Origin of the sequence: Halorubrum sp. AD140 (assembly GCF_034497445.1) — an archaeon.
Taxonomy (GTDB): Archaea; Halobacteriota; Halobacteria; order Halobacteriales; family Haloferacaceae; genus Halorubrum.
On record NZ_JAXRUU010000025.1, the window covers coordinates 21,981 to 43,543 of the forward strand.

General features: G+C 68.8%; 17 protein-coding genes and 3 tRNA genes. 14 read left to right on the forward strand and 6 right to left on the reverse strand.

Annotated features, from left to right (window positions below):
• The first annotated feature begins 5 nt into the window (after positions 1-5).
• Positions 6-902: an NAD-dependent glucose-6-phosphate dehydrogenase Azf gene (gene azf / locus U4E84_RS08350; protein ID WP_322531644.1), complete on the forward strand. Its 897-nt coding sequence runs from the start codon at positions 6-8 to the stop codon at positions 900-902.
• 9 nt (positions 903-911) lie between these two features.
• Here the strand turns inward: azf and U4E84_RS08355 are convergent, their stop codons facing one another.
• Positions 912-1,589 (reverse strand): DUF309 domain-containing protein, encoded by a 678-nt coding sequence (locus U4E84_RS08355; RefSeq protein WP_322531645.1) that lies wholly within the window; start codon positions 1,587-1,589, stop codon positions 912-914.
• Between the two features lie 96 nt (positions 1,590-1,685).
• Between U4E84_RS08355 and U4E84_RS08360 the strand changes: the two genes are divergently transcribed.
• The gene (locus tag U4E84_RS08360; protein WP_322531646.1) at positions 1,686-3,557 is read left to right on the forward strand and encodes a cation:proton antiporter; all 1,872 of its coding nucleotides are present in this window, start codon (positions 1,686-1,688) and stop codon (positions 3,555-3,557) included.
• 213 nt (positions 3,558-3,770) lie between these two features.
• Here U4E84_RS08360 and U4E84_RS08365 read toward each other — a convergent pair.
• Positions 3,771-3,843: transfer RNA gene (locus U4E84_RS08365), tRNA-Arg, on the reverse strand.
• Between the two features lie 301 nt (positions 3,844-4,144).
• Here U4E84_RS08365 and U4E84_RS08370 point away from each other — a divergent pair.
• The 3 genes from U4E84_RS08370 to U4E84_RS08380 all read left to right on the forward strand — a co-directional run bounded on the left by U4E84_RS08370 (position 4,145) and on the right by U4E84_RS08380 (position 7,268).
• Positions 4,145-5,632: a single-stranded DNA binding protein gene (locus tag U4E84_RS08370; protein ID WP_322531647.1), complete on the forward strand. Its 1,488-nt coding sequence runs from the start codon at positions 4,145-4,147 to the stop codon at positions 5,630-5,632.
• Between the two features lie 199 nt (positions 5,633-5,831).
• On the forward strand, positions 5,832-6,263 hold the full coding sequence (locus U4E84_RS08375) for a histone (RefSeq protein ID WP_322531648.1): 432 nt from the start codon (positions 5,832-5,834) through the stop codon (positions 6,261-6,263).
• Complete coding sequence (locus U4E84_RS08380; protein WP_322531649.1) at positions 6,264-7,268, forward strand: histone deacetylase; 1,005 nt, start codon at positions 6,264-6,266, stop codon at positions 7,266-7,268.
• Positions 7,269-7,493: 225 nt separating this feature from the next.
• On the opposite strand, the gene U4E84_RS08385 is transcribed toward U4E84_RS08380, so the two are convergent.
• Positions 7,494-7,566 (reverse strand) — tRNA-Asp (locus tag U4E84_RS08385).
• A 30-nt stretch (positions 7,567-7,596) separates the two neighbouring features.
• Positions 7,597-7,669 (reverse strand) — tRNA-Asp (locus U4E84_RS08390).
• Between the two features lie 258 nt (positions 7,670-7,927).
• Between U4E84_RS08390 and U4E84_RS08395 the strand changes: the two genes are divergently transcribed.
• The 8 genes from U4E84_RS08395 to U4E84_RS08430 all read left to right on the forward strand — a co-directional run bounded on the left by U4E84_RS08395 (position 7,928) and on the right by U4E84_RS08430 (position 17,436).
• Complete coding sequence (locus U4E84_RS08395; RefSeq protein ID WP_123113668.1) at positions 7,928-8,155, forward strand: DNA-directed RNA polymerase subunit H; 228 nt, start codon at positions 7,928-7,930, stop codon at positions 8,153-8,155.
• Positions 8,152-9,717, forward strand: a complete 1,566-nt coding sequence (locus tag U4E84_RS08400; protein ID WP_322531650.1) for a DNA-directed RNA polymerase subunit B'' — start codon at positions 8,152-8,154, stop codon at positions 9,715-9,717. Before U4E84_RS08395 ends, U4E84_RS08400 begins: the two co-directional genes overlap by 4 nt.
• A 1-nt stretch (position 9,718) precedes the next feature.
• Positions 9,719-11,548 carry a DNA-directed RNA polymerase subunit B gene (gene rpoB / locus U4E84_RS08405; RefSeq protein ID WP_322531651.1) on the forward strand — a complete coding sequence of 610 codons (1,830 nt, stop codon included), beginning with the start codon at positions 9,719-9,721 and terminating at the stop codon, positions 11,546-11,548.
• A gap of 6 nt (positions 11,549-11,554) precedes the next feature.
• A complete protein-coding gene (locus tag U4E84_RS08410) occupies positions 11,555-14,482 on the forward strand; it encodes a DNA-directed RNA polymerase subunit A' (RefSeq protein ID WP_322531652.1) in 2,928 nt (975 codons plus the stop codon).
• On the forward strand, positions 14,475-15,689 hold the full coding sequence (rpoA2, locus tag U4E84_RS08415; RefSeq protein WP_322531653.1) for a DNA-directed RNA polymerase subunit A'': 1,215 nt from the start codon (positions 14,475-14,477) through the stop codon (positions 15,687-15,689). The genes U4E84_RS08410 and rpoA2 overlap by 8 nt, the downstream gene beginning before the upstream one ends.
• Positions 15,689-16,108, forward strand: a complete 420-nt coding sequence (locus U4E84_RS08420) for a NusA-like transcription termination signal-binding factor (RefSeq protein WP_322531654.1) — start codon at positions 15,689-15,691, stop codon at positions 16,106-16,108. The genes rpoA2 and U4E84_RS08420 overlap by 1 nt, the downstream gene beginning before the upstream one ends.
• Before the next feature lie 249 nt (positions 16,109-16,357).
• Positions 16,358-16,786 (forward strand): 30S ribosomal protein S12, encoded by a 429-nt coding sequence (locus tag U4E84_RS08425; RefSeq protein WP_004048726.1) that lies wholly within the window; start codon positions 16,358-16,360, stop codon positions 16,784-16,786.
• Positions 16,783-17,436, forward strand: a complete 654-nt coding sequence (locus tag U4E84_RS08430) for a 30S ribosomal protein S7 (protein ID WP_322531655.1) — start codon at positions 16,783-16,785, stop codon at positions 17,434-17,436. Before U4E84_RS08425 ends, U4E84_RS08430 begins: the two co-directional genes overlap by 4 nt.
• 176 nt (positions 17,437-17,612) lie before the next feature.
• Here the strand turns inward: U4E84_RS08430 and U4E84_RS08435 are convergent, their stop codons facing one another.
• A complete protein-coding gene (locus U4E84_RS08435; protein ID WP_322531656.1) occupies positions 17,613-19,601 on the reverse strand; it encodes an aconitate hydratase in 1,989 nt (662 codons plus the stop codon).
• 287 nt (positions 19,602-19,888) lie between these two features.
• Here U4E84_RS08435 and U4E84_RS08440 point away from each other — a divergent pair, with 287 nt between their 5' ends.
• On the forward strand, positions 19,889-20,362 hold the full coding sequence (locus U4E84_RS08440; protein WP_322531657.1) for a deoxyuridine 5'-triphosphate nucleotidohydrolase: 474 nt from the start codon (positions 19,889-19,891) through the stop codon (positions 20,360-20,362).
• A 212-nt stretch (positions 20,363-20,574) separates the two neighbouring features.
• Here U4E84_RS08440 and U4E84_RS08445 read toward each other — a convergent pair.
• The coding region (locus U4E84_RS08445; protein ID WP_322531658.1) for an NtaA/DmoA family FMN-dependent monooxygenase at positions 20,575-21,563 on the reverse strand (989 nt) is incomplete at its 5' end.

The following is a 21,563-nucleotide window of genomic DNA, read 5'->3' on the forward strand; positions in this document are numbered from 1 at the left end:
ACCGAATGGACGACCCGGTCCTGCTGACGGGCGCCGGTGGACGGGTGGGACAGGCCATCCTCCGCGGCATCGGCGACGACTACGAGTGGCGACTCCTCGACAGAGAGCCGCTGCCGCCGGCGAAGGTGCCCGACAGAGTTACCGACGCCGACCGGTACGTCGCGGACATCACCGACGACCGCACGGTCCGGGAGGCGATGGACGGCGTGGGCGCCGTGATCCACCTCGCGGGCGACCCGCGGAAGACGGCGCCGTGGGACTCCGTGTTGCGGAACAACATCGACGGGACCCAGGTCGTGATGCGCGCGGCCGCCGAGGCCGGCGTCGAGCGGTTCGCGTTCGCCTCCTCGAATCACGCGGTCGGCGGATACGAGACGGACGACCGCACGCCGGACCTCTACCGCACCGACGACGACTATCGGCTCGACGGCACCGAGCTCCCCCGGCCGGGGAACCTCTACGGCGTCTCGAAGGCGACCGGCGAGGCGCTCGGGCGGTTCTACCACGACGAGTACGGAATGAGCGTCGTCTGCGTCCGCATCGGGAACCTCACGAAGGACCACCCGCCCCGGGAGTACGAACGCGGGCAGGCGATGTGGCTCTCGCACCGCGACTGCGCGCACCTGTTCGACCGGTGTCTCCGGGCCGACTACGGCTACGAGATCGTCTACGGCATCTCGAACAACGACCGGCGCTACTACTCTATCGAGCGCGCCCGCGAGGTGCTCGGCTACGATCCGGCCGACAACTCCGCGGACTACACCTTCGAGGGCGAGCCGAAGGACGGAGCCGCGGCGACCGAGACCGACGGCGACACCGGCGACGCCGACCCCGTCACCGAAGATCCCGCCGCGGAGCCCAACTTCCCGTCGGACCCCGACACCCCGACCGACGGCGCCTGACGGCGGGGCTCAAAAGAGGTCCTCGACGTCGCTTCGCTTCCGCCGTTCCCGTTCCACGTGGTCGGCGAGCCGCGCGGCGACCTGCGGCCGCGCGTCGGGCCGGCGGAGGAACGCGAAGATGAGCTCCGCGAACCGCGTTCGGCCGGTGCCGCGCTCCTCCCGCGCGAGCGTCGCCGCCGCCTCGAACGTCCTCGAGTCGCCCGATTCGACCGCGTCGGCGAGGGCCGTCGCCGCGAGCAGCGCCGCCGCGAGGTCCAGGTCGTCGAACCGCGGCGCCGATCCGTCGATCCGGACCGCCGGCGGCGACGCGCGCTCGACGACCTCGGGGTCGGCGGCGACCCGCCGGCACCACTCCCGGACGCGCGCGACGTCGACGCCGCGAGCCGCGTCGGCGAGTTCCCCGAGGTACGTCACGGCGTTGGCCGCACAGCCGACCGCGCCGGACCAGTTCCGCTCCGTCGCGTGGTGGGTCGCCGCCGCGGCCGCGATCAGCCCGTGGAGCAGGCGCTCGTCGGGCCCGTCGACGAGGGGGAGCCACGCCGCCTCCCACAGCTCGTGAGCCGCGAGGACGTGCCCCTCGTTGAACAGGGCGGCGCCGGCGGCGAGGGCGGCGGAAACGGACGGGGGATCCCCGGGGGCGGTCGCGGCGTCGACGTCGTCGCCGGCGGTCGGCTCGCGCTCCGTCATGACCGACTCTCGACGGCGACGACGTAAAAGCGAAGCTGCTGGGCGCGGCGGGACCGCTCGGGCGCGGCACCAGTACACTGACGGTATCGGGCGTCCATGCCGATCGTAGACGTGTCTAGTAGTCTGTTACCGGTCATCGCAGCTATTCTCGTGTCCGGGCTCGTCGTGCAGCTTCTCGCCCACCGGCTGAAGGTCCCGAGCGTGGTCTTCTACCTCCTCCTCGGGGTTGTGCTGGGCCCGGAGGTGCTGGGGCTCGTGACGCTGGAGACGTTCGGGAGCGGGCTGGAGGTGATCGTCGGAATCAGTGTCGCGATCATCGTCTTCGAGGGCGCGTTCGCCCTGCGGCTTGAGCGGATCCGGGGGGCGTCGACGGTGTCGCTCCGGCTGGTGACGGTCAGCGCCCTGGTGATGTTCCTCGGGACGGCCGCCGCGGTCCGGCTCTTCGGGGGGACCGACTGGGAGATCGCGCTGCTCATCGGCGCGCTGCTCGTGGCGACCGGGCCGACCGTGATCACGCCGATACTCAACGTCGTCCGCGTCAGGGACCACGTCGCGACCGCGCTCGAGACGGAGGGGATCGTCAACGACGTGACCGCCGCGATCGTCGCCGTGGTGATCTTCGAGACGCTGCTGCTCGACGACCTCGGCGTCGAAGCGACCGTGCTGGCGTTCCTCCAGCGGCTCGGGGTGGGGATCGCCGCGGGAGCGCTCGCGGCGGCGGCGATCTACCTCCTGTTGGACAGCGAATTCGTCCCCGAACGCGACGTGCAGGCGGCGCAATTCCTCGTGTTGGCGGCGGCGGTAGGGGCGTTCGGGGCCGCGGAGGTCGTCGCCGCCGAGGCGGGCATCGCGGCGGCGGCGACGAGCGGGATGCTGTTGGGGAACCTCGACATCGACAACAGAGTGGAGATCGAGGAGTTCGCAGAGAACACGACGCTCGTCGTCCTCTCGTTCGTGTTCATCTCGCTGGCGGCGCTGATCGACGTCGGGGCGATCCTGCAGCTCGGGCTCGGCGCGGTCGCAATCGTACTCGTGATCGTGCTCGTGCTCCGCCCCCTCGGTGCGCTCATCGCCACCGTCGGCGTCGAGCGGTTCACGTGGCCGGAGCGGTTGTTCATCGCGGGCGTCGGCCCGCGCGGGATCGTCCCGGCGAGCGTGGCGACCCTGTTCGCGATCGAGCTGGAGCTCGCCGGGAACGTCGCGGCGGGCGAGCTGCTGATCGGGACGGTGTTCGCGGTCATCTTCGCCACCGTCGCGGTCGAGGCCGGGCTGGCGCGGCAGATCGGCGACTACCTCGGAGTGACACCAATGCGCACAATCATCATCGGCGGGGGCCGGATCGGACGGGCGCTCGCCACACGACTGGAGAACAGAGGCGAGTTCGTCGTCGTCATCGAAACCGATCCCGACGCGGTCGAGGAGGCGCGGTCCGCCGGATTCACCGTCCGCGAGGACGACGGGAGCGAGGCCGACGCCCTCCGTCGAGCCGAGATCGAGAAGGCCAAGCGGTTCGTCGCGACGACCGGCGACGATGACATCAACCTCCTCGCGTGCCAGCTCGCGATCACGAAGTTCGGCGTCGAGTCGGTGTACTCGCGGGTGAACGAGCCGGCGAACGTCGACGCCTTCGAGAGCCTCGGCGTGACGGCCATCGACGCCTCGACCGCGACCGCGGTGGCCATCGACGACGAGATCGAGCGCCCGGCGCTCACCCACTGGATGAACGAGCTCGGCGACAGCCACGACGTACAAGAGATCGAGGTGACCTCCGAGCGGGTCGCCGGCAAGACCATTCGGGAGCTCCACTCGCAGATCCCCGACGGCACCTTCGTCGCCGTCGTCAGCCGCAACGGCGAGAATCACGTTCCCTCGGCCGACAGCGTCCTCGAACTCGGCGACCACGTGACGTTTATCGGCGACTCGGACGCGGTCAGACAGGCAATGAATCGGTTCCATCCGCACGACTAGCGCGCGGTCTGCGGCCGCAGGTGCACCCACGGCTCGCTACGCTCGCCGTTTGGTGTGTCCGAAAACGTCCTGACGGAGTCCTGCGCGAGCGGGGCGAGGGCGAGCGCAGGGAGCCCTCGTGGCGAGCGGCGACGCCGCGAGCGGAGCGAGCGCAGGGCACGTCAGGACCGAACGCCGCGGCTGTCGAACGGAGTGAGACAGCCGCAAAGTGAGCGTCCTGACGGAGATTTGAACTCCGGTCCCTGGCTCCGCAAGCCAAGAGGATAGTCCACTACCCTACCAGGACTCAAACGAACGTACCGCGGTAGAACTTAAGACGGTTACGGTCCGCGAGCCGCGTGGCGGGGGGTCGCACACGACGCGAACGAGAGCGATCGCGGTCGACCGCGGCGTTCGCCGGCCGACCGGGTCGGCCCGGCGCGGATTGCACACCTTTTGTATCGAGCGGACCGAGGGATCGGTATGACGGAACCTCGATCCCCGACGGCGACGCCGCGGGCCCGACGGGCGGCGGACACCGGTCCGGCAGCGAGACCCCCGCAAGGACAACGCTTATCCGCGGACTCGACAACCGAGGAGGTACGCGTATGGGAGTGATAGAGGACGTCTACGAGGATCTCGACACCGACGTCGAGTTCAAGAAGTTCGAGGCGGCGGTCGAGGACAAGGTCGAGCAGATGGGCGGGCTCGCCGACGAGGAGACGGCCGCGATGCTCATCGCCCACGAGCTGCGCGACGAGGAGGCCGACACGATCGCCGACATCGAGCCCGGGATGAACGACGTGAAGTTCCTCGGGAAGGTGACCTCCATCGGCGACGTCCGGACGTTCGAGCGCGACGGCGAGGACGCCGAGGAGGGGCGCGTCTGCAACGTCGACGTCGCGGACGCCTCCGGCTCCGTGCGGGTCGCCCTCTGGGACGAGATGGCCGCGGCGGCCGAGGAGCAGCTGGAGGTCGGACAGGTGCTCCGCGTCATGGGGCGGCCGAAGGAGGGGTACAGCGGGCTGGAGGTGAGCGCCGACAAGGTCGAGCCCGACGAGGACGCCGAGGTCGACGTGCAGGTGCTCGACACCTACCGCGTCGAGGACCTCTCGCTCGGCGCCTCCGACGTCGACCTCGTCGGACAGGTGCTCGACACTGACTCGGTCCGGACGTTCGACCGCGACGACGGCAGCGAGGGACGCGTGGCCAACCTCACGGTCGGCGACGAGACCGGCCGCGTTCGCGTCACGCTGTGGGACGACAAGGCCGACCTCGCCGACGAGTTCGAGGCCGGCGAGGTCGTCGAGGTCGGCGACGGCTACGTCCGCGAGCGCGACGGGGACCTGGAGCTCCACGTCGGCGACCGCGGCACCGTCGAGCGCGTCGACGAGGACGTCGAGTACGTGCCCGAGACGACCGACATCGCCGACCTGAAGATCGGCGAGACCGTCGACATCGGCGGCGGCGTCATCGAGACGGACCCGGTGCGCACGTTCGACCGCGACGACGGCAGCGAGGGACAGGTTCGCAACGTCCGGATCAAAGACGAGACCGGCGAGATCCGCGTCGCGCTGTGGGGCGACAAGGCCGACCGCGACATCGACCTGGCCGACCGCGTCGTCTTCACCGACGTGGAGATCCAGGACGGCTGGCAGGACGACCTGGAGGCGTCCGCGAACTGGCGCTCGACGGTCACCGTCCTCGACGGGGGATCGGAGGCGACGGGCGCCGCGGGCGGAACCGACGACCGAGAGCGGGACGGCGCCGAGGCCGGCCTGGGCGCGTTTGCCGACGAGAGGAGCGGCCCCAGTGACGACGGGAGCGGCGGCGAGAGCGGCGCCGGGGGCGACGGTGGAGCCGCGGCGGCCGACGCCGTAGCGGCCGAGTCGTCCGGCGGCGCGGCGACCGCGACCGCGGCCGCGGAGGAGGTCGAGTTCACGGGCACCGTCGTGCAGACCGGCGACCCCGTCGTGTTGGACGACGGACAGCGGACGAAGAGCGTCGAGACGGACGCGAGCCTCCGGCTCGGCGAGGAGATCACCGTTCGGGGCGCGGAACGCGACGGGACGATCGACGCGGAGGACGTGTTCTAGCCGCCACGGGCGCCGGTGCGTGCGGCGATCGCGTCTTCTACCCGCGACGGGGAGCGCCGCGCGCACACGACGAGACCCCGCGTGATACAGCGACGCGCGGAGCGTCAGAGCGACGCGTCGAGCGGCCGCGACGCCAGCGCTCGGGCGCGGAACGCCGGTAACGGAAAGCGTTATACGGTACACGGACGCGACTGTGTGTATGAGTGTCGAGTTGCCGTTCGCGCCGGTCGACGGGATCATCCGGCGGAACGCCGGGGAGCTTCGCGTCAGCGCCGACGCCGCCGAGGAGCTGGCGCGCCGCATCCAGGCGCACGGCGCGGAGCTGGCGATCGACGCGGCCGAACGGGCGACCGACGACGGACGGAAGACGCTGATGGCGTCGGACTTCGGCGTCGAGCAGGTGATCACCCGCGAGGAGCTCACCCTCCCCGTCGCGCCCATCGACCGGATCGCGCGGCTCCGGATCGACGACCGCTACCGAGTCGGCGTCGACGCGCGGATCGCGCTGGCCGACATCTTGGAGGACTACGCCGACAACGTCGCGAGCGCGGCCGCGACGCTCGCGCGACACGCCGACCGGCGGACCGTACAGGCCGAGGACATCGAGACGTACTTCGCGCTGTTCGAGTAGATGCGGTTCGGCTACAGCGAGCGGTGCCTCGCACACGACACGGGGGAACGGCACCCGGAAAATCCGGACCGCCTGCGCGCTATCCGCCGGGGGCTCGCCAAGCGGCACGGGGTCGAGTACGCCGAGGCGCCCCCGGCGACCCGCGAGGAGGTCGTCGCCGTCCACGACGGGGAGTACGTGGACGAGCTCGAGGCGTTCGTCGACGGCGGCGGCGGGAGCTGGGACCCCGACACCGTCGCGAGCGAGGGGACCTGGGACGCCGCGCTCACCGCCGCCGGCCTCGCGCAGTGGGCGGCGCGGTCGGCGCTCGACGGGGCCGACGGCCGAGACACCCCGTTCGCGCTCGGCCGCCCGCCGGGCCACCACGCGGTCCCCGACGACGCGATGGGGTTCTGCTTTTTCAACAACGCCGCCGTCGCGGCCCAGACCGTCCTCGACGAGGGCGACGCCGACCGGGTCGCGATCTTCGACTGGGACGTCCACCACGGGAACGGCACCCAGGACGTGTTCTACGACCGGGGCGACGTGCTCTACTCGTCGATCCACGAGAAGGGGCTCTACCCGGACACCGGCGGCCTCGAGGAGGTCGGCCGCGACGACGGGGAGGGGACCACGGTGAACCTTCCGCTCGCCGCCGGCGCCGGCGACGCCGACTACCGCTACGCCGTCGACGAGGCGATCGGGCCGGCGATCGGCCGGTTCGACCCGGACCTCCTGATCGTCTCGGCCGGGTTCGACGCCCACCGCCACGACCCGATCTCGCGGATGCGCGTCTCCTCGGAGGGGTACGCGATCCTGACCGACCGGATCCGCTCGATCGCCGACGACGTCGGCGCCGCGACCGCGTACGTGCTCGAGGGCGGCTACGGGCTCGACACCCTCGCCGAGGGCGTCTCGATGGTCCACGAGACGTACGACGGGCGGACCCCCGTCGCGAATGGCGAGGAGCCGGACGAAAAAACGGTGTCGCTGGTGGCGGAGCTGCGGGAGCTGCTCGATCTGTAGCGGCGGACGGCTGACCGGCGGCCTCGGAGACTGCTGAACGCGACGACCGGCTCGCTCCGCTCGCCAGTCGGAGTCGACAGAATACGCCCGAAGCGGGAGTTGAACCCGGAGGACGTCGCTCACGTCGTTCGCTCGTCCTCAGATGCAAATTCTTTCAGCGTGGTTCCGTTTCGACCGGACTCGCGGTTCGCGAAGCTCACCGCTCGTTTATTGCTCGCAACGGAACGCCCGGAGCGGGATTTGAACCCGCGTCACGACCGTGACAGGGTCGTATGATGGGCCACTACACCATCCGGGCAGACAGGCGACAGCGCCCCGAAACGGGGGACGCCCGGAGCGGGATTTGAACCCGCGTCACGACCGTGACAGGGTCGTATGATGGGCCACTACACCATCCGGGCTTGTCGCAGTCGTTGGTACCCCTGTCTGGCAAATAAGGCTTGTCATCGCCGGCGACGGTGGGGACGGGTGACAGGGCAGCGGCCGGTCGTCTTCGTCGATCGCGGCGGTACTCTTTTGTAGGATAACCGCATGAGTGAGAGTATCGCACGCCCCCCGTCGTGAGCCGTGCGCGGCGACGCGGTTGGCAAGCCTTATGCCGTTGGCGCATATAGCTGTCTGTAGTATCTCGTGATAGCTTCTCTCAATAACCACCACCCATGGTAGACGTAAGCCAACACGAACTCGTCCCGGACCACGTCCTTCTCGACGCCGACGAGATCGACGAGGTCCTGGCGGAGTACGACGTGAAGCGGACGAACCTGCCGAAGATCAAACGCACGGATCCCGCGCTCCCCGACGAGGCCGAGGTCGGCGACGTGGTGAAGATCGTTCGAAACTCCCGCACGACCGAGGAGGCGGTCGTGTACCGACTGGTCGTCTCATGAACAGGCAAGACCGACGCGTGGTCTCACGCGAGTACTTCTCGGACGAACGGCTCGCCGAACATCACTTCCGATCGTTCAACAACTTCCTCGACCGCGGCATGCAGGAGGTCGTCGACGAGAAGGAGACGATCGAGACCGACATCGGCGACAAGGAGGGCCAAGAGCCCGTCTACGTCGAGCTCGGCGACGTGCGGATGGTCACCCCGCGCGTCCGCGAGGCCGACGGCTCAGAGGAACTGCTGTACCCCCAAGAGGCCCGGCTCCGCAACATCACCTACTCCGCGCCCGTGTTCATGGAGATGTCCATCGTGCGCGGGGGCGAGGACGAGCCCGAACAGGTCGTCGACACGACGGAGACCAAGGTCGGCCGAATGCCGATCATGGTCGGCTCGGACAAGTGCAACATGGCCGGCTTCTCCGACGAGGAGCTCATCGACATCGGCGAGGACCCCGTCGACCCCGGCGGTTACTTCATCGTCAACGGCTCCGAGCGCGTGCTGATGACCTCGGAGGACCTCGCGCCGAACAAGATCCTCGCGGAGTACGACTCGAAGTACGGCGACGAGATCCAGGTCGCCAAGACGTTCTCCCAGCGCCGCGGCTACCGCGCGCTCGTGCTCTGTGAGCGCAACCGCGAGGGGCTGCTCGAGGTGTCGTTCCCGTCCGTCTCGGGCTCGATCGACTTCGTGACCCTCGTCCGGGCGCTCGGGCTGGAGTCGGACGAGGAGATCGTCCACCGCGTCTCGGACGACCCCGAGATCGTGAAGTTCATGCTGGAGAACTTAGAGGAGGCGGAGGTGCAGACCACCGAGGGAGCCATCGAGACCCTCGGCGAGCGCGTCGCGAGCGGGCAGGGGAAGAACTACCAGCTCAAGCGGGCGAACTACGTCATCGACCGCTACCTCCTCCCGCACCTCCACGAGGAGGGCGTCGACGAGGAGGACGTGCGCATCAACAAGGCGTACTACCTCTGCCGGATGGCCGAGGCGTGCTTCGAGCTCGCCTTGGACCGCCGCGAGTCCGACGACAAGGACCACTACGCCAACAAGCGCCTGAAGGTCTCCGGCGACCTGATGCGCGACCTGTTCCGCACCGCCCTCAACAAGCTGGCGCGCGACGTGAAGTACCAGCTGGAGCGAGCGAACATGCGGAACCGGCAGCTCACCGTCAACACGGTCGTGCGGTCGGACGTGCTGACCGAGCGACTCGAACACCCGATCGCGACGGGCAACTGGGTCGGCGGCCGCTCCGGCGTCTCCCAGCTCGTCGACCGGACGGACTACATGGGCGTGCTCTCGCACCTGCGCCGGCTGCGCTCGCCGCTGTCGCGGTCGCAGCCGCACTTCGAGGCGCGAGACCTCCACGCGACCCAGTGGGGTCGCATCTGTCCCTCCGAGACGCCGGAGGGGCCGAACTGCGGGCTCGTGAAGAACTTCGCGCAGGCGATGGAGCTCTCACAGACCGTCGAGGACGAACAGGGGCTGAAACGAGAACTGGCGTCGATGGGTGTCGAGGGGATCCCCGGCATCGAGGGCGTCGAACGACAGACGGCGGACGACTAACATGGCACAGGCAGAACGCGAAGCGAAGGTGTACGTCAACGGGAGCCTCGTCGGGACCCATCCGGACCCCGAGGCGCTCGCCGAACAGATCCGCGAGGCGCGCCGCCGAGGCGACGTCTCGGAGATGGTGAACGTCTCGGTCAAGGACCGCACCCAGGAGGTGATCGTCAACGCGGACGCCGGGCGCGCCCGGCGACCGCTGATCGTCGTCGAGAACGGCGAGCCGCTGTTGAGCGACGAGGAGATCGACGCGCTCGACCGCGGCGACGTCGAGTTCGAGGACCTCGTCGACCGCGGCTACGTCGAGTTCATCGACGCCGAAGAGGAGGAGGACATCCTCGTCGCGGTCGACGAGGAGGACGTGACGGAGGACCACACGCACCTCGAGATCGACCCGCAGCTCGTGTTCGGCATCGGCGCGGGGATGATCCCGTACCCCGAGCACAACGCGAGCCCCCGAATCACGATGGGCGCGGGGATGATGAAGCAGTCGCTCGGACTCCCCTCCGCCAACTACCGGATCCGGCCGGACACGCGCCAGCACCTGCTGCACTATCCGCAGCTGGCGATGGTGAAGACGCAGACGTCCGACCAGATCAGCTTCGACAAGCGGCCGGCGGCACAGAACTTCGTCGTCGCCGTGATGTCCTACGAGGGGTTCAACATCGAGGACGCGCTGGTGATGAACCAGGGCTCCGTCGACCGCGCGCTGATGCGCTCTCACTTCTTCCGGACGTACGAGGGCGAGGAGCGCCGATACCCCGGCGGACAGGAGGACCGGTTCGAGATCCCCGACCAGGACGTCCGCGGCGCGCGCGGCGAGGACGCCTACACCCACCTCGACGAGGACGGCCTCGTCAACCCGGAGACGAAGGTGAACGAGTCCTCGGTCCTGCTCGGCAAGACCAGCCCCCCGCGCTTCCTCGAGGAGCCCGACGACATGGGCGGACTCTCGCCTCAGAAGCGGCGCGAGACCTCGGTCACGATGCGGTCGGGAGAGGACGGCGTCGTCGACACGGTGACGCTGATGGAGGGAGAGGACGGGTCGAAGCTCTCGAAGGTGAAGGTGCGCGACCAGCGCGTCCCCGAGCTGGGCGACAAGTTCGCGTCCCGACACGGACAGAAGGGCGTCGTCGGCCACCTCGCACCCCAGGAGGACATGCCGTTCACCGAGGAGGGGGTCGTCCCCGACCTCGTGATGAATCCCCACGCGCTGCCGTCGCGGATGACGGTCGGCCACGTGCTGGAGATGCTCGGCGGGAAGGTCGGCTCGCTGCGCGGCGAGCGCGTCGACGGCACGCCGTTCCAGGGCGAAGACGAGGAGGAGCTTCGCGGCGGCTTAGAGGAGCACGGCTTCAAGTCGTCCGGCAAGGAGGTCATGTACTCCGGCGTCACCGGAGAGAAGGTCGACGCGGAGATCTTCGTCGGGACGATCTTCTACCACAAGCTGTACCACATGGTGTCGAACAAGCTCCACGCCCGCTCGCGCGGGCCGGTCCAGGTGCTCACGCGCCAGCCGACCGAGGGGCGCGCCCGCGAGGGGGGCCTCCGCGTCGGGGAGATGGAGCGCGACACGATCATCGGCCACGGCGCGTCGATGGTGCTCAACGAACGGCTCCTGGAGTCGTCGGACGCAGAGACGGTCCACGTCTCCGCGGAGACGGGGCTCGTCGCCGTCGAGGACCGCGAGCAGCGCCGCGTGTACGACCCGGTCACGGGCGACGAAGACGACATCCACGAGCTCGAGGTGAGCTACGCGTTCAAGCTCCTCCTCGACGAGATGATCGCGCTCGGCATCCGACCGAAGCTCGAACTGGAGGACGCAATTTAAATGTCAATGCAAACACCGAAAGTGCTCGGCGGCATCGACTTCGGCCTCATGGACCCGGAGACGTACCGGGACATGTCGGCGACGAAGGTGATCACGGCCGACACGTACGACGACGACGGCTACCCGATCGACATGGGGCTGATGGACCCGCGGCTCGGCGTCATCGACCCCGGATTGGAGTGTCGGACCTGCGGCTCCCACTCCGGCTCCTGTAACGGCCACTTCGGCCACATCGAGCTGGCCGCGCCCGTCATCCACGTGGGCTTCACGAAGCTCATCCGGCGGCTGCTGCGCTCGACGTGCCGCGAGTGCGGCCGGCTCGCCTTGGACGAGGCGCAGCGAGACGAGTTCCGCGACCGCTACGAGCGCGCGAAGGAGCTCGGCGACGACGAACACGACGTGTTGAAGGCCGCCGTCCGGCAGGCCCGGAAGGCGAAGACCTGTCCGTTCTGTGGCGAGCCGCAGGCGGACATCAAACACGAGAAGCCGACCACGTACTACGAGGTCCAGGACGTGCTCTCGGGCGACTACTCCGAGCGCATCGCGTCCGCGATGCAGCCGGACGAGGAGGAGGACGACCCGGGCACCTCGCCGCAGGAGCTCGCCGAGAAGACCGACATCGCCTTAGACCGGATCAACGATATCATGGCCGGCGAGTTCCGCCCGCGGAAGGAGGACCGCCGCGCCATCGAGAAGGCGCTCGACATCGACCTCACCGAGGAGGACATGAACAAGCTGATGCCCTCGGACATCCGCGACTGGTTCGAGGACATCCCGAACGAGGACCTGGAGGTCCTCGGCATCGACGCGGAGGACTCCCGGCCGGAGTGGATGATCCTGACGGTCCTCCCCGTCCCGCCGGTGACCACGCGTCCCTCCATCACGCTCGACAACGGCCAGCGCTCCGAGGACGACCTCACGCACAAGCTGGTCGACATCATTCGGATCAACCAGCGGTTCATGGAGAACCGCGAGGCGGGCGCCCCGCAGCTGATCATCGAGGACCTCTGGGAGCTGCTCCAGTACCACGTCACCACGTTCGTCGACAACGAGATCAGCGGGACGCCGCCGGCGCGACACCGCTCCGGCCGCCCCCTCAAGACCCTCAGCCAGCGGCTGAAGGGGAAGGAGGGCCGCTTCCGCGGCTCGCTGTCCGGCAAGCGCGTCAACTTCTCCGCCCGGACCGTCATCTCGCCGGACCCGACGCTCTCGCTGAACGAGGTCGGCGTCCCGGACCGGGTCGCCAAGGAGATGACCCAGACGCTCAACGTCACCGAGCGCAACGTCGAGGAGGCGCGGCAGTACGTCCGGAACGGGCCGGAGGCGCACCCCGGCGCGAACTACGTCCGACGACCGGACGGGCGGCGGCTGAAGGTGACCGAGAAGAACTGCGAGGAGCTCGCCGAGAAGGTCGAGGCCGACTGGGAGGTGAACCGCCACCTCGTCGACGGCGACATCGTGATCTTCAACCGGCAGCCCTCGCTGCACCGGATGTCCATCATGGCCCACGAGGTCGTGGTGATGCCGTACAAGACGTTCCGGCTCAACACCGTCGTCTGTCCGCCGTACAACGCCGACTTCGACGGCGACGAGATGAACATGCACGCGCTCCAGAACGAGGAGGCGCGCGCCGAGGCGCGCGTCCTCATGCGCGTCCAAGAGCAGATCCTCTCGCCGCGGTTCGGCGGGAACATCATCGGCGCGATCCAGGACCACATCTCCGGGACGTACCTGCTCACGCACTCGAACCCCGAGTTCACCGAGACGCAGGCGCTCGACCTGCTCCGGGCGACCCGAGTGGACGAGCTGCCCGAGGCCGACGGCGTCGACGACGACGGCCGCGAGTTCTGGACCGGCCGAACGCTGTTCTCGGAGCTGCTTCCCGACGACCTCTCGCTGCGCTTCTCGTCGTCGACGGGCGACGACGTCGTCATCGAGAACGGCCAGCTGATCGAGGGGACGATCGACGAGGACGCGGTCGGCGCGTTCGGCGGCGAGGTCGTCGACACCCTCACCAAGGAGTACGGCGAGACGCGGGCGCGCGTGTTCATCAACGAGATCGCGTCGCTGGCGATGCGCGCGATCATGCACTTCGGGTTCTCGATCGGGATCGACGACGAGTCGATCCCGCCGGAGGCCGAAGAGCAGGTGGACGACGCCATCGAGAGCGCGTACGAGCGCGTCCAGGAGCTGATCGCGACGTACGAGGCCGGCGAGCTGGAGTCGCTGCCGGGCCGCGGCGTCGACGAGACGCTGGAGATGAAGATCATGCAGACGCTCGGGAAGGCCCGCGACTCGGCCGGGGAGATCGCCGACCAGCACTTCGGCGACGACAACCCGGCGGTCGTGATGGCCCGCTCCGGCGCGCGTGGCTCGATGCTGAACCTCACGCAGATGGCCGGTTCCGTCGGCCAGCAGGCGGTTCGGGGCGAGCGCATCAACCGCGGATACGAGGACCGGACGCTCTCCCACTACAAGGAGCACGACCTGTCCGCGGAGGCGCACGGCTTCGTGGAGAACTCCTACCGCGGCGGGCTCACGCCCGAGGAGTTCTTCTTCCACGCGATGGGCGGCCGCGAGGGGCTCGTCGACACGGCGGTCCGGACCTCCAAGTCCGGCTACCTGCAGCGCCGCCTCATCAACGCGCTCTCCGAGCTGGAGGCGCAGTACGACGGCTCCGTCCGCGACACCTCGGGCCGGATCGTCCAGTTCGAGTTCGGCGAGGACGGCACCTCGCCGGTGAAGGTGTCCTCCGGCGAGGGCGACGGGATCGACGTCGACGACATCGTCGACCGCGTCGTCGACGCCGAGTTCGACTCCACCGACGAGAAGGAGCGGTTCCTCGGCGAGCGCACGCCGCCGACGAACCTCTCGGAGCACTCCGGACCCGGGCTGAACAAGGCCGCGGAGACGGGGGTGGAGTCCGATGACTGAGTACGACCACGTCACCGACGACATGGAGGCGGTCGTGGAGGCGACCGAGCTGCCCAGCCGCCTCAAAGACGAGGTGTACGAGGCGCTCGACCGGAAGGCCGAGGAGGCCGGCGAGATCACGATCGAGCAGGCCACCGAGGTCGCGACCGGCGTCGAGAACCGGTACATCGAGACGCGGGTCGACCCCCTGGACCCCGTCGGGACGGTCTCCGCACAGTCGATCGGCGAGCCCGGGACGCAGATGACGATGAACACGTTCCACTACGCCGGCGTCGCGGAGATCGACGTCACCCAGGGGCTCCCCCGGCTCATCGAGCTGGTGGACGCCCGGAAGACGCCGGACACGCCGATGATGACCGTCCACCTCGAGGGCGAGTACGCGACGGACCGCGAGAAGGCCCACGAGGTCGTCTGGTCGATCGAGGCGACGCGCATCCTCGCGCTCGGCGACGTGTCGACGAACGTCGCCGACATGCTGGTCCGGATCGACCTGAACGACGACACCCTCCTAGAGCGGTGGCCGACCCACTCCGACCCCTCGGCGGTCGCGGAGATCATCGCCGAGACCATCGAGGACTCGCTCGGCGTCGACGCCCGACAGTCGGGCACCGTCATCGAGTTCGGCCCGAGCGAGCCGAGCTACCGCGAGCTGCTCCAGCTCGTCGAGCGGCTCCGCGACATCGTGTTCAAGGGTATCGAGGAGATCGAGCGCGTCGTCATCCGGAAAGAGGAGATCGACGGCGACGAGGAGTTCGTCCTCTACACGGAGGGGTCGGCGTTCGGCGACACCCTCGACATCGAGGGCGTCGACGCCTCGCGGACGACGTGTAACAACATCCACGAGATCTACCGCAACCTCGGCGTCGAGGCGGCCCGCGAGACGATCATCGACGAGACGAAGAACACGCTCGAAGAGCAGGGGCTCGACGACGTGAACGTCCGTCACCTCATGCTCGTCGCGGACATCATGACGAACAACGGCGAGATCGACTCGATCGGCCGACACGGCATCTCGGGCTCGAAGGACTCCGTGCTCGCGCGCGCCGCGTTCGAGGTGACGGTCAACCACCTGCTCGACGCCGCGATCCACGGCGAGTACGACGAGCTCGACGGTGTCATCGAGAACGTCATCGCCGGCAAGCCGATCTCGCTCGGCACCGGCGACGTCGACCTCCGGATGGGGTCGCGCGTCGTGAGCGACGACTGATGCGCGTCGAGCTCTCCGACGAGGCCCGGCGCTACATCGGTCGCTTCGACGAGCTGACCGGGGTCGCGCCGAAGGACTGCCTCGTGGAGGGCGACCGGCTCGTGTTCCTCGTTCCGGCCGACGAGATGGCCGCCGCGATCGGCCAGGCCGGCGAGACCGTCGAGGAGGCGGAGCGGCGGCTCGACAAGTCCGTCGAGCTGGTCGGGGACGCGGACACCCCGGAGGCGTTCGTCGCGAGCGCGCTCGCGCCCGCCGCGGTCAACGCCGTGACGATCTCCGAGCAGAACGACCGCGTCGCGTACGTGGAGGTGCCGGAGCCGGACCGCGGCGTGGCCATCGGCGCGGACGGGGTCAACATCGAGACGGCCAGGACGCTGGCGAAGCGCCACTACGACATCGACGACATCCAGCTGACTTGAGCTGAGCCGACTCGACCGCGCTCCCGACCGCGGCGGTCGCGCGGCGTGTTCGAGCCGGTCGCGCGGCCGCGAACGACACGTTCTCGCGTCGGCTTATCGGCTCAGCGAGGAGGAGCGTCCGTCGTTTCCACTCTGTCGCGTCACGAAACACGCTCAGAATCCACGAGAGGTACCGCTCGACCGATCTGAGGGCGTTTCGTCGCGTCGAAAGACGACGCTTAAGTAGCTCCGTTCGGAAGAACACGTACGATGGCGAACGGCAAATACGCGGCCCGTAAGCTCAAACAGGACCGGCAGAAGCGCCGCTGGTCCGACTCCGAGTACGCTCGGCGAGAGCGCGGGCTCAAGAAGAAGTCCGACCCCCTCGAGGGCGCCCCGCAGGCGCGCGGGATCGTCTTGGAGAAGGTCGGGATCGAGGCAAAGCAGCCGAACTCGGCGATCCGAAAGTGCGTCCGCGTCCAGCTCATCAAGAACGGGAAGCAGGTCACCGCGTTCTGTCCCGGTGACGGCGCCATCTCGTTCATCGACGAGCACGACGAGGTCACGATCGCTGGGATCGGTGGAGCCAAGGGTCGCGCGATGGGCGACCTCTCCGGCGTCAACTACAAGGTCGAGAAAGTCAACGGCGTCTCGATGATCGAACTGGTTCGCGGGAACGCGGAGAAGCCCGTCAGATGAGCGGGGAGGAGACCGAGGCGGAGTCCGACGCGGACGTCGCCGCCGACGAGCCCGAGCCGGACGCGCCCGCGGCCAGCGAGGCCGCCAACGAGAACGCCCAGCTGTTCGGCGTCTGGGACGTCACCGAGATCGCCTACGAGGACCCCTCGACGAAGCGATACATGACCGTGACGCCGATCGCCCACACGATGGGCCGGCACGCGTCCAAACAGTTCAAGAAGTCCGAGATCTCCTTAGTCGAGCGGCTGATCAACCGCCTGATGCAGACCGAGGAGAACACGGGCAAGAAACAGCAGGCGACGCGGATCGTCCGCGACGCCTTCGACATCGTCCACGAGCGGACCGAGGAGAACCCGGCCCAGGTGCTCGTGACGGCCGTCGAGAACGCCGCGCCGCGGGAGGAGACGGTCCGCCTGAAGTACGGCGGCATCTCCGTCCCCAAGGCGGTCGACGTCGCGCCCCAGCGCCGCGTCGACCAGGCGCTGCTCTTCATCTCCGACGGCGTCGCCAGCGCGACGTACAAGTCGACGACCTCCGCCGCCGAGGCGCTCGCCAACGAGCTGATCGCCGCGGCCGACTACGACGTCGACCGCTCCTACTCCATCTCGCAGAAGGAGGAGCGCGAGCGCGTCGCCGCCGCGGCTCGCTGACGCCGGTTCGCGCGTCGAACCGACGGGTCGCGTTTTTCGACTGCACCGCCCGGCGAGCGGCGGCCTCGTCGCGTGTGTCCCCACCGAGAGCGGCGGCGACGCTCCGTGTCGGTGAGCGCTGAAAGGGAGCAGAGCCGAAAGAGATCGAAGAGAGAGCCGCGGGGCCGCGGGCCGGCTCAGTCGTCGGCCGGCGCCGCGCCGGAGCCGCCGTCGGCGTGCTGCCGTTTGACCCACGAGAGCTTGCCGCCGGCCGCGAGGATATCGCGCTCGCGCTCGGAGGCGTCCAAGTCGGCGGTGAACTCCCACTCGCCGTCGTTGACGCTCACGGTGAACTCCTCCTGCCCGGAGGCGACGCCCGCGGGCACGTCGTCGACGATTTCGAGGTCGTCGCCCTGCTCGATCTTCTCGTACGTCTCCGCGTCGATCGCCAGCGGGACGATGCCGAAGTTGAACAGGTTCGCCTTGTGGATGCGGGCGAAGCTCTGCGCGAAGACGGCCTCAATGCCGAGGTACATCGGACAGAGGGCCGCGTGTTCGCGCGAGGAGCCCTGTCCGTAGTTCTCGCCGGCCACGAGGACGCCGCCGTCGGCGTCGAGGGCGCGCTGCGCGAACGTGTCGTCGACGCGCGAAAGCGTGAACTCGGAGAGCTTCTCGATGTTCGAGCGGAACTTCAGGATGTCCGCGGTCGCCGGGATGATGTGGTCGGTGGTGATGTTGTCGTCCATCTTGAGGAGCGCCTCACCGCCGTCCACGTCGATCCCGTCCTTGAGCGGCACGTCGCCGATGTTCGGCCCCTTGATGAGACCGTCGTCGATCGCCTCCTCGGGCGAGATGATGTCGGAGTCGTCCCGACCCATGCCGGGGCCGTACTTCGTCCCCATCTCCAGGCCGGGCGCCTCGAGGTCGCCGAGGTCGTCCGCGAGGTCGCGGGGGTCGACGATCTCGCCGGTGATGGCCGCCGCGGTGGCGACCTCGGGCGAGCAGAGGAAGACGGAGTCGTCCTCGATGCCGGAGCGACCCTCGAAGTTGCGGTTGAAGGTGCGCAGCGAGACGGAGTCGGAGGCGGGCACGTGACCGATGCCGATACACGCGCCGCAGGTCGCCTCGGAGAAGTTGACGCCGGCCGCCATCATCTCCGCGGTCCAGCCCTCGCGGGCCAGCATCTCGGAGGCCTGCTTGGAGCCGGGCGCGACGATCATCTCGGTGCTCTTGGACACCTCGCGTCCCTCCAGCATCTTCGCGCTGGGGAGGATGTCCTCGTAGGCGCCGTTGGTACAGGAGCCGACGATGACCTGCTCGACGTCGGTGCCCTCGTACTCGCTGACGGGGGCGACGTTGTCGGGCATCGACGGGGCGGCCACGAGCGGCTCGAGCCCGGAGAGGTCGACCTCGATCGTCTCCGCGTATTCCGCGTCGTCGTCGGGCTGGAGGTCGACGTACTCCTCCTCGCGGTCCTGGCGCGCGAGCCAGTCTTTCGTCTTCTCGTCGGTCGCGAATATCGAGGAGGTGGCGCCGAGCTCGGTGCCGAGGTTCGTGATCGTGGTCCGTTCGGGGATCGAGAGGCTCTCGGCGCCGGGGCCGGTGTACTCGAAGATCTTGCCCACGCCGCCCTTCACGGTCAGCTCGCCGAGCAGGTGGAGCGCGACGTCCTTGGCGGTCGCCCACTCGGGGAGCTCCCCTTCGAGGTGGACGTTGACGACCTCGGGCATCTCGACGTAGTAGGGGCCGCCGCCCATCGCGACGGCGATGTCGAGCCCGCCCGCGCCGATCGCGAGCTGGCCGAGCCCGCCGGGGGTCGGCGTGTGCGAGTCGGAGCCGAGCAGCGTCTTGCCGGGCGCGGCGAAGTTCTCCTTGTGGACCTGGTGACAGATGCCGTTGCCGGGCCGGGAGAAGTACGCGCCGTACGTGCCGGCCGCGGAGCGGAGGAAGCGGTGGTCGTCGGTGTTCTTGAAGTCGAACTGGTACGTCTGGTGGTCGCAGTACTGCGCGGCGAGCTCCGTCTGGACCTCGTCGAGGTCCAGCGCCTCGAACTGGAGCCACACCATCGTTCCCGTGGTGTCCTGCGTCAGCACCTGGTCGATCTCGATGCCGATCTCCTCGCCGGGCGTCAGCTCGCCCTCGACGAGATGGTCATCGAGGATTTTCTCCGTAATCGTTTGTCCCATATCACCGAAAGATGGCCGTTCCGTGGATATAAAACCCGCGAGTTTTCCGGGATATCGACCGTGTAAGACCGGTCGAGCCGGCGATTGTTACTGGAACACGGGCGTGGTATCACTCCCCGTGTGAGCGACGATCGTTGCCAGAGTATAAGGTCGATAAAGGCCGGTGTCGGCCGATATCTCCGAGTTCCGCGGCGGCCGCAAACGGGACGTGTCACGCCACAAGCGGGACGTGTCACCCCGGCTCGGCGTGCGACACCGTTTAGTCTCGCCCGCGGGTTCGGGCGGGTATGTTCGACTCGGGAGCGACGGTCGCGGCGGCGCTCGAAGCGGGCGACGCCGACCTCGACGACGCGCAGCGACAGCCGAACGGCGTCGACCTCACGGTCGGGGCCGTTTTCGAGCAGACGACGCCCGGACGGATCGGTCGCGACGGGAAACGTGTCGGCGAGCGCGAGGAGCTCGAACTCGAGGACGGGGCGTATCGGCTGGACCCCGGGACGTACGTGGTCAGGTACGGCGAGCCGGTGCGGATCCCCGAGGGGCGGGTCGGGTTCGTGCTCCCCCGGTCGACGCTGCTGCGGAACTCCTGTACCCTCGACACCGCCGTCTGGGACGCCGGGTACGAGGGCGTCGGCGAGGGGCGCCTCGACGTGGGACACGCGATCGAGATCGAGCCGGATGCGCGGATCGCCCAGCTGGTGCTCGCCGAGGCCGACCACGACGGAGCGTACGAGGGGTCGTATCAGGGGGAGAACCTCTGAGGGGACGCGGACGCATCGGCGTCGCTCCTGGAGCGAGACGCAGAGCGTCGCTCGTCGGTGTGAAAGGAACGAACGGCACGCCCGTGCCGGGAAAAGGTGGCACGGGCGTGCCGTTCAGTAGGTCCCCGCTGACGCTTCGGCCCTCCAAGCGAAGCGTCGGCTGAGACAAGCGGTGGAATCCACTTAAGCGTAGCGGGGGCGGCAGAACCGCCCTACTGCCTCGCCGGGTGATCCTCGCGGAGCCGGGACTGTCCCTCGCCGAGCAGGCGCTCGCGGAGGGTACCGCCGCGGCGCGCCTCGCCGTCGCTCGGATCCGGAACGAGCCCGCGCTCGCGCAGCTCCGGGACGACGAGGTCGACGAAGTCCGTCAGCGAGTCGGGCCGCACGACCTCCTTCACGTTGAACCCGTCGACGCCGACCTCCTCGTGCCAGCGCTGGAGCTCGTCTGCGACCTGCGCCGGCGTACCGACGATCTTCGGCGACGTGGTGCCGAGCCCGCAGAACTCCGCGACCTCGCGGACGGTCCACTCGCGGTCCGGCTGAGATTTCGTGAACGCGTTCATCGTCCCCTGGATCGCGTCCGTCTCGATGTGCTCGACCTTCTGGTCGGGATCGAGCTCGGAGAGGTCCATGTCGAGGAACCCGGAGAGCAGCGCGAGCGTCGCCTCGACGTCGACGTGTCGCGTGTACTCCTCGTGTTTCGCCTCCGCGAGCGCCTGCGTCTCGCCGACGACGGGGACGACGCCGATGAAGAACTTCAGGCTCTCCGGGTCGCGCCCGTGGTCGGCCGCGCGCGACGTGACGTCCGCCACGTACTCTCGGACGCCCGCCTCGGTGGGCTGGCTCGCGAAGACGGCCTCGGCGTTGGCGGCCGCGAACTCGCGCCCGCGGTCCGAGGAACCGGCCTGATAGATCACTGGAGTCCGCTGCGGCGAGGGCTCACAGCCGTGGGGACCGGGCACGGAGAAGTGCTCGCCCTCGTGGTCGACGGCGTGGACCTTCTCGGGGTCCGCGTACCGACCGGCCTCGCGGTCGACCTCGACGGCGTCGTCCTCCCAGGAGTCCTCCCACAGGGCGTAGCAGACGTCGAGGAACTCGTCTGCGCGGTCGTAGCGCGTCTGTTTGTCCAGCCGCTCGTCGAGCCCGAGGTTCTCGGCGGCCGACTCCAGGTAGGAGGTGACGACGTTGATCGCGACCCGAC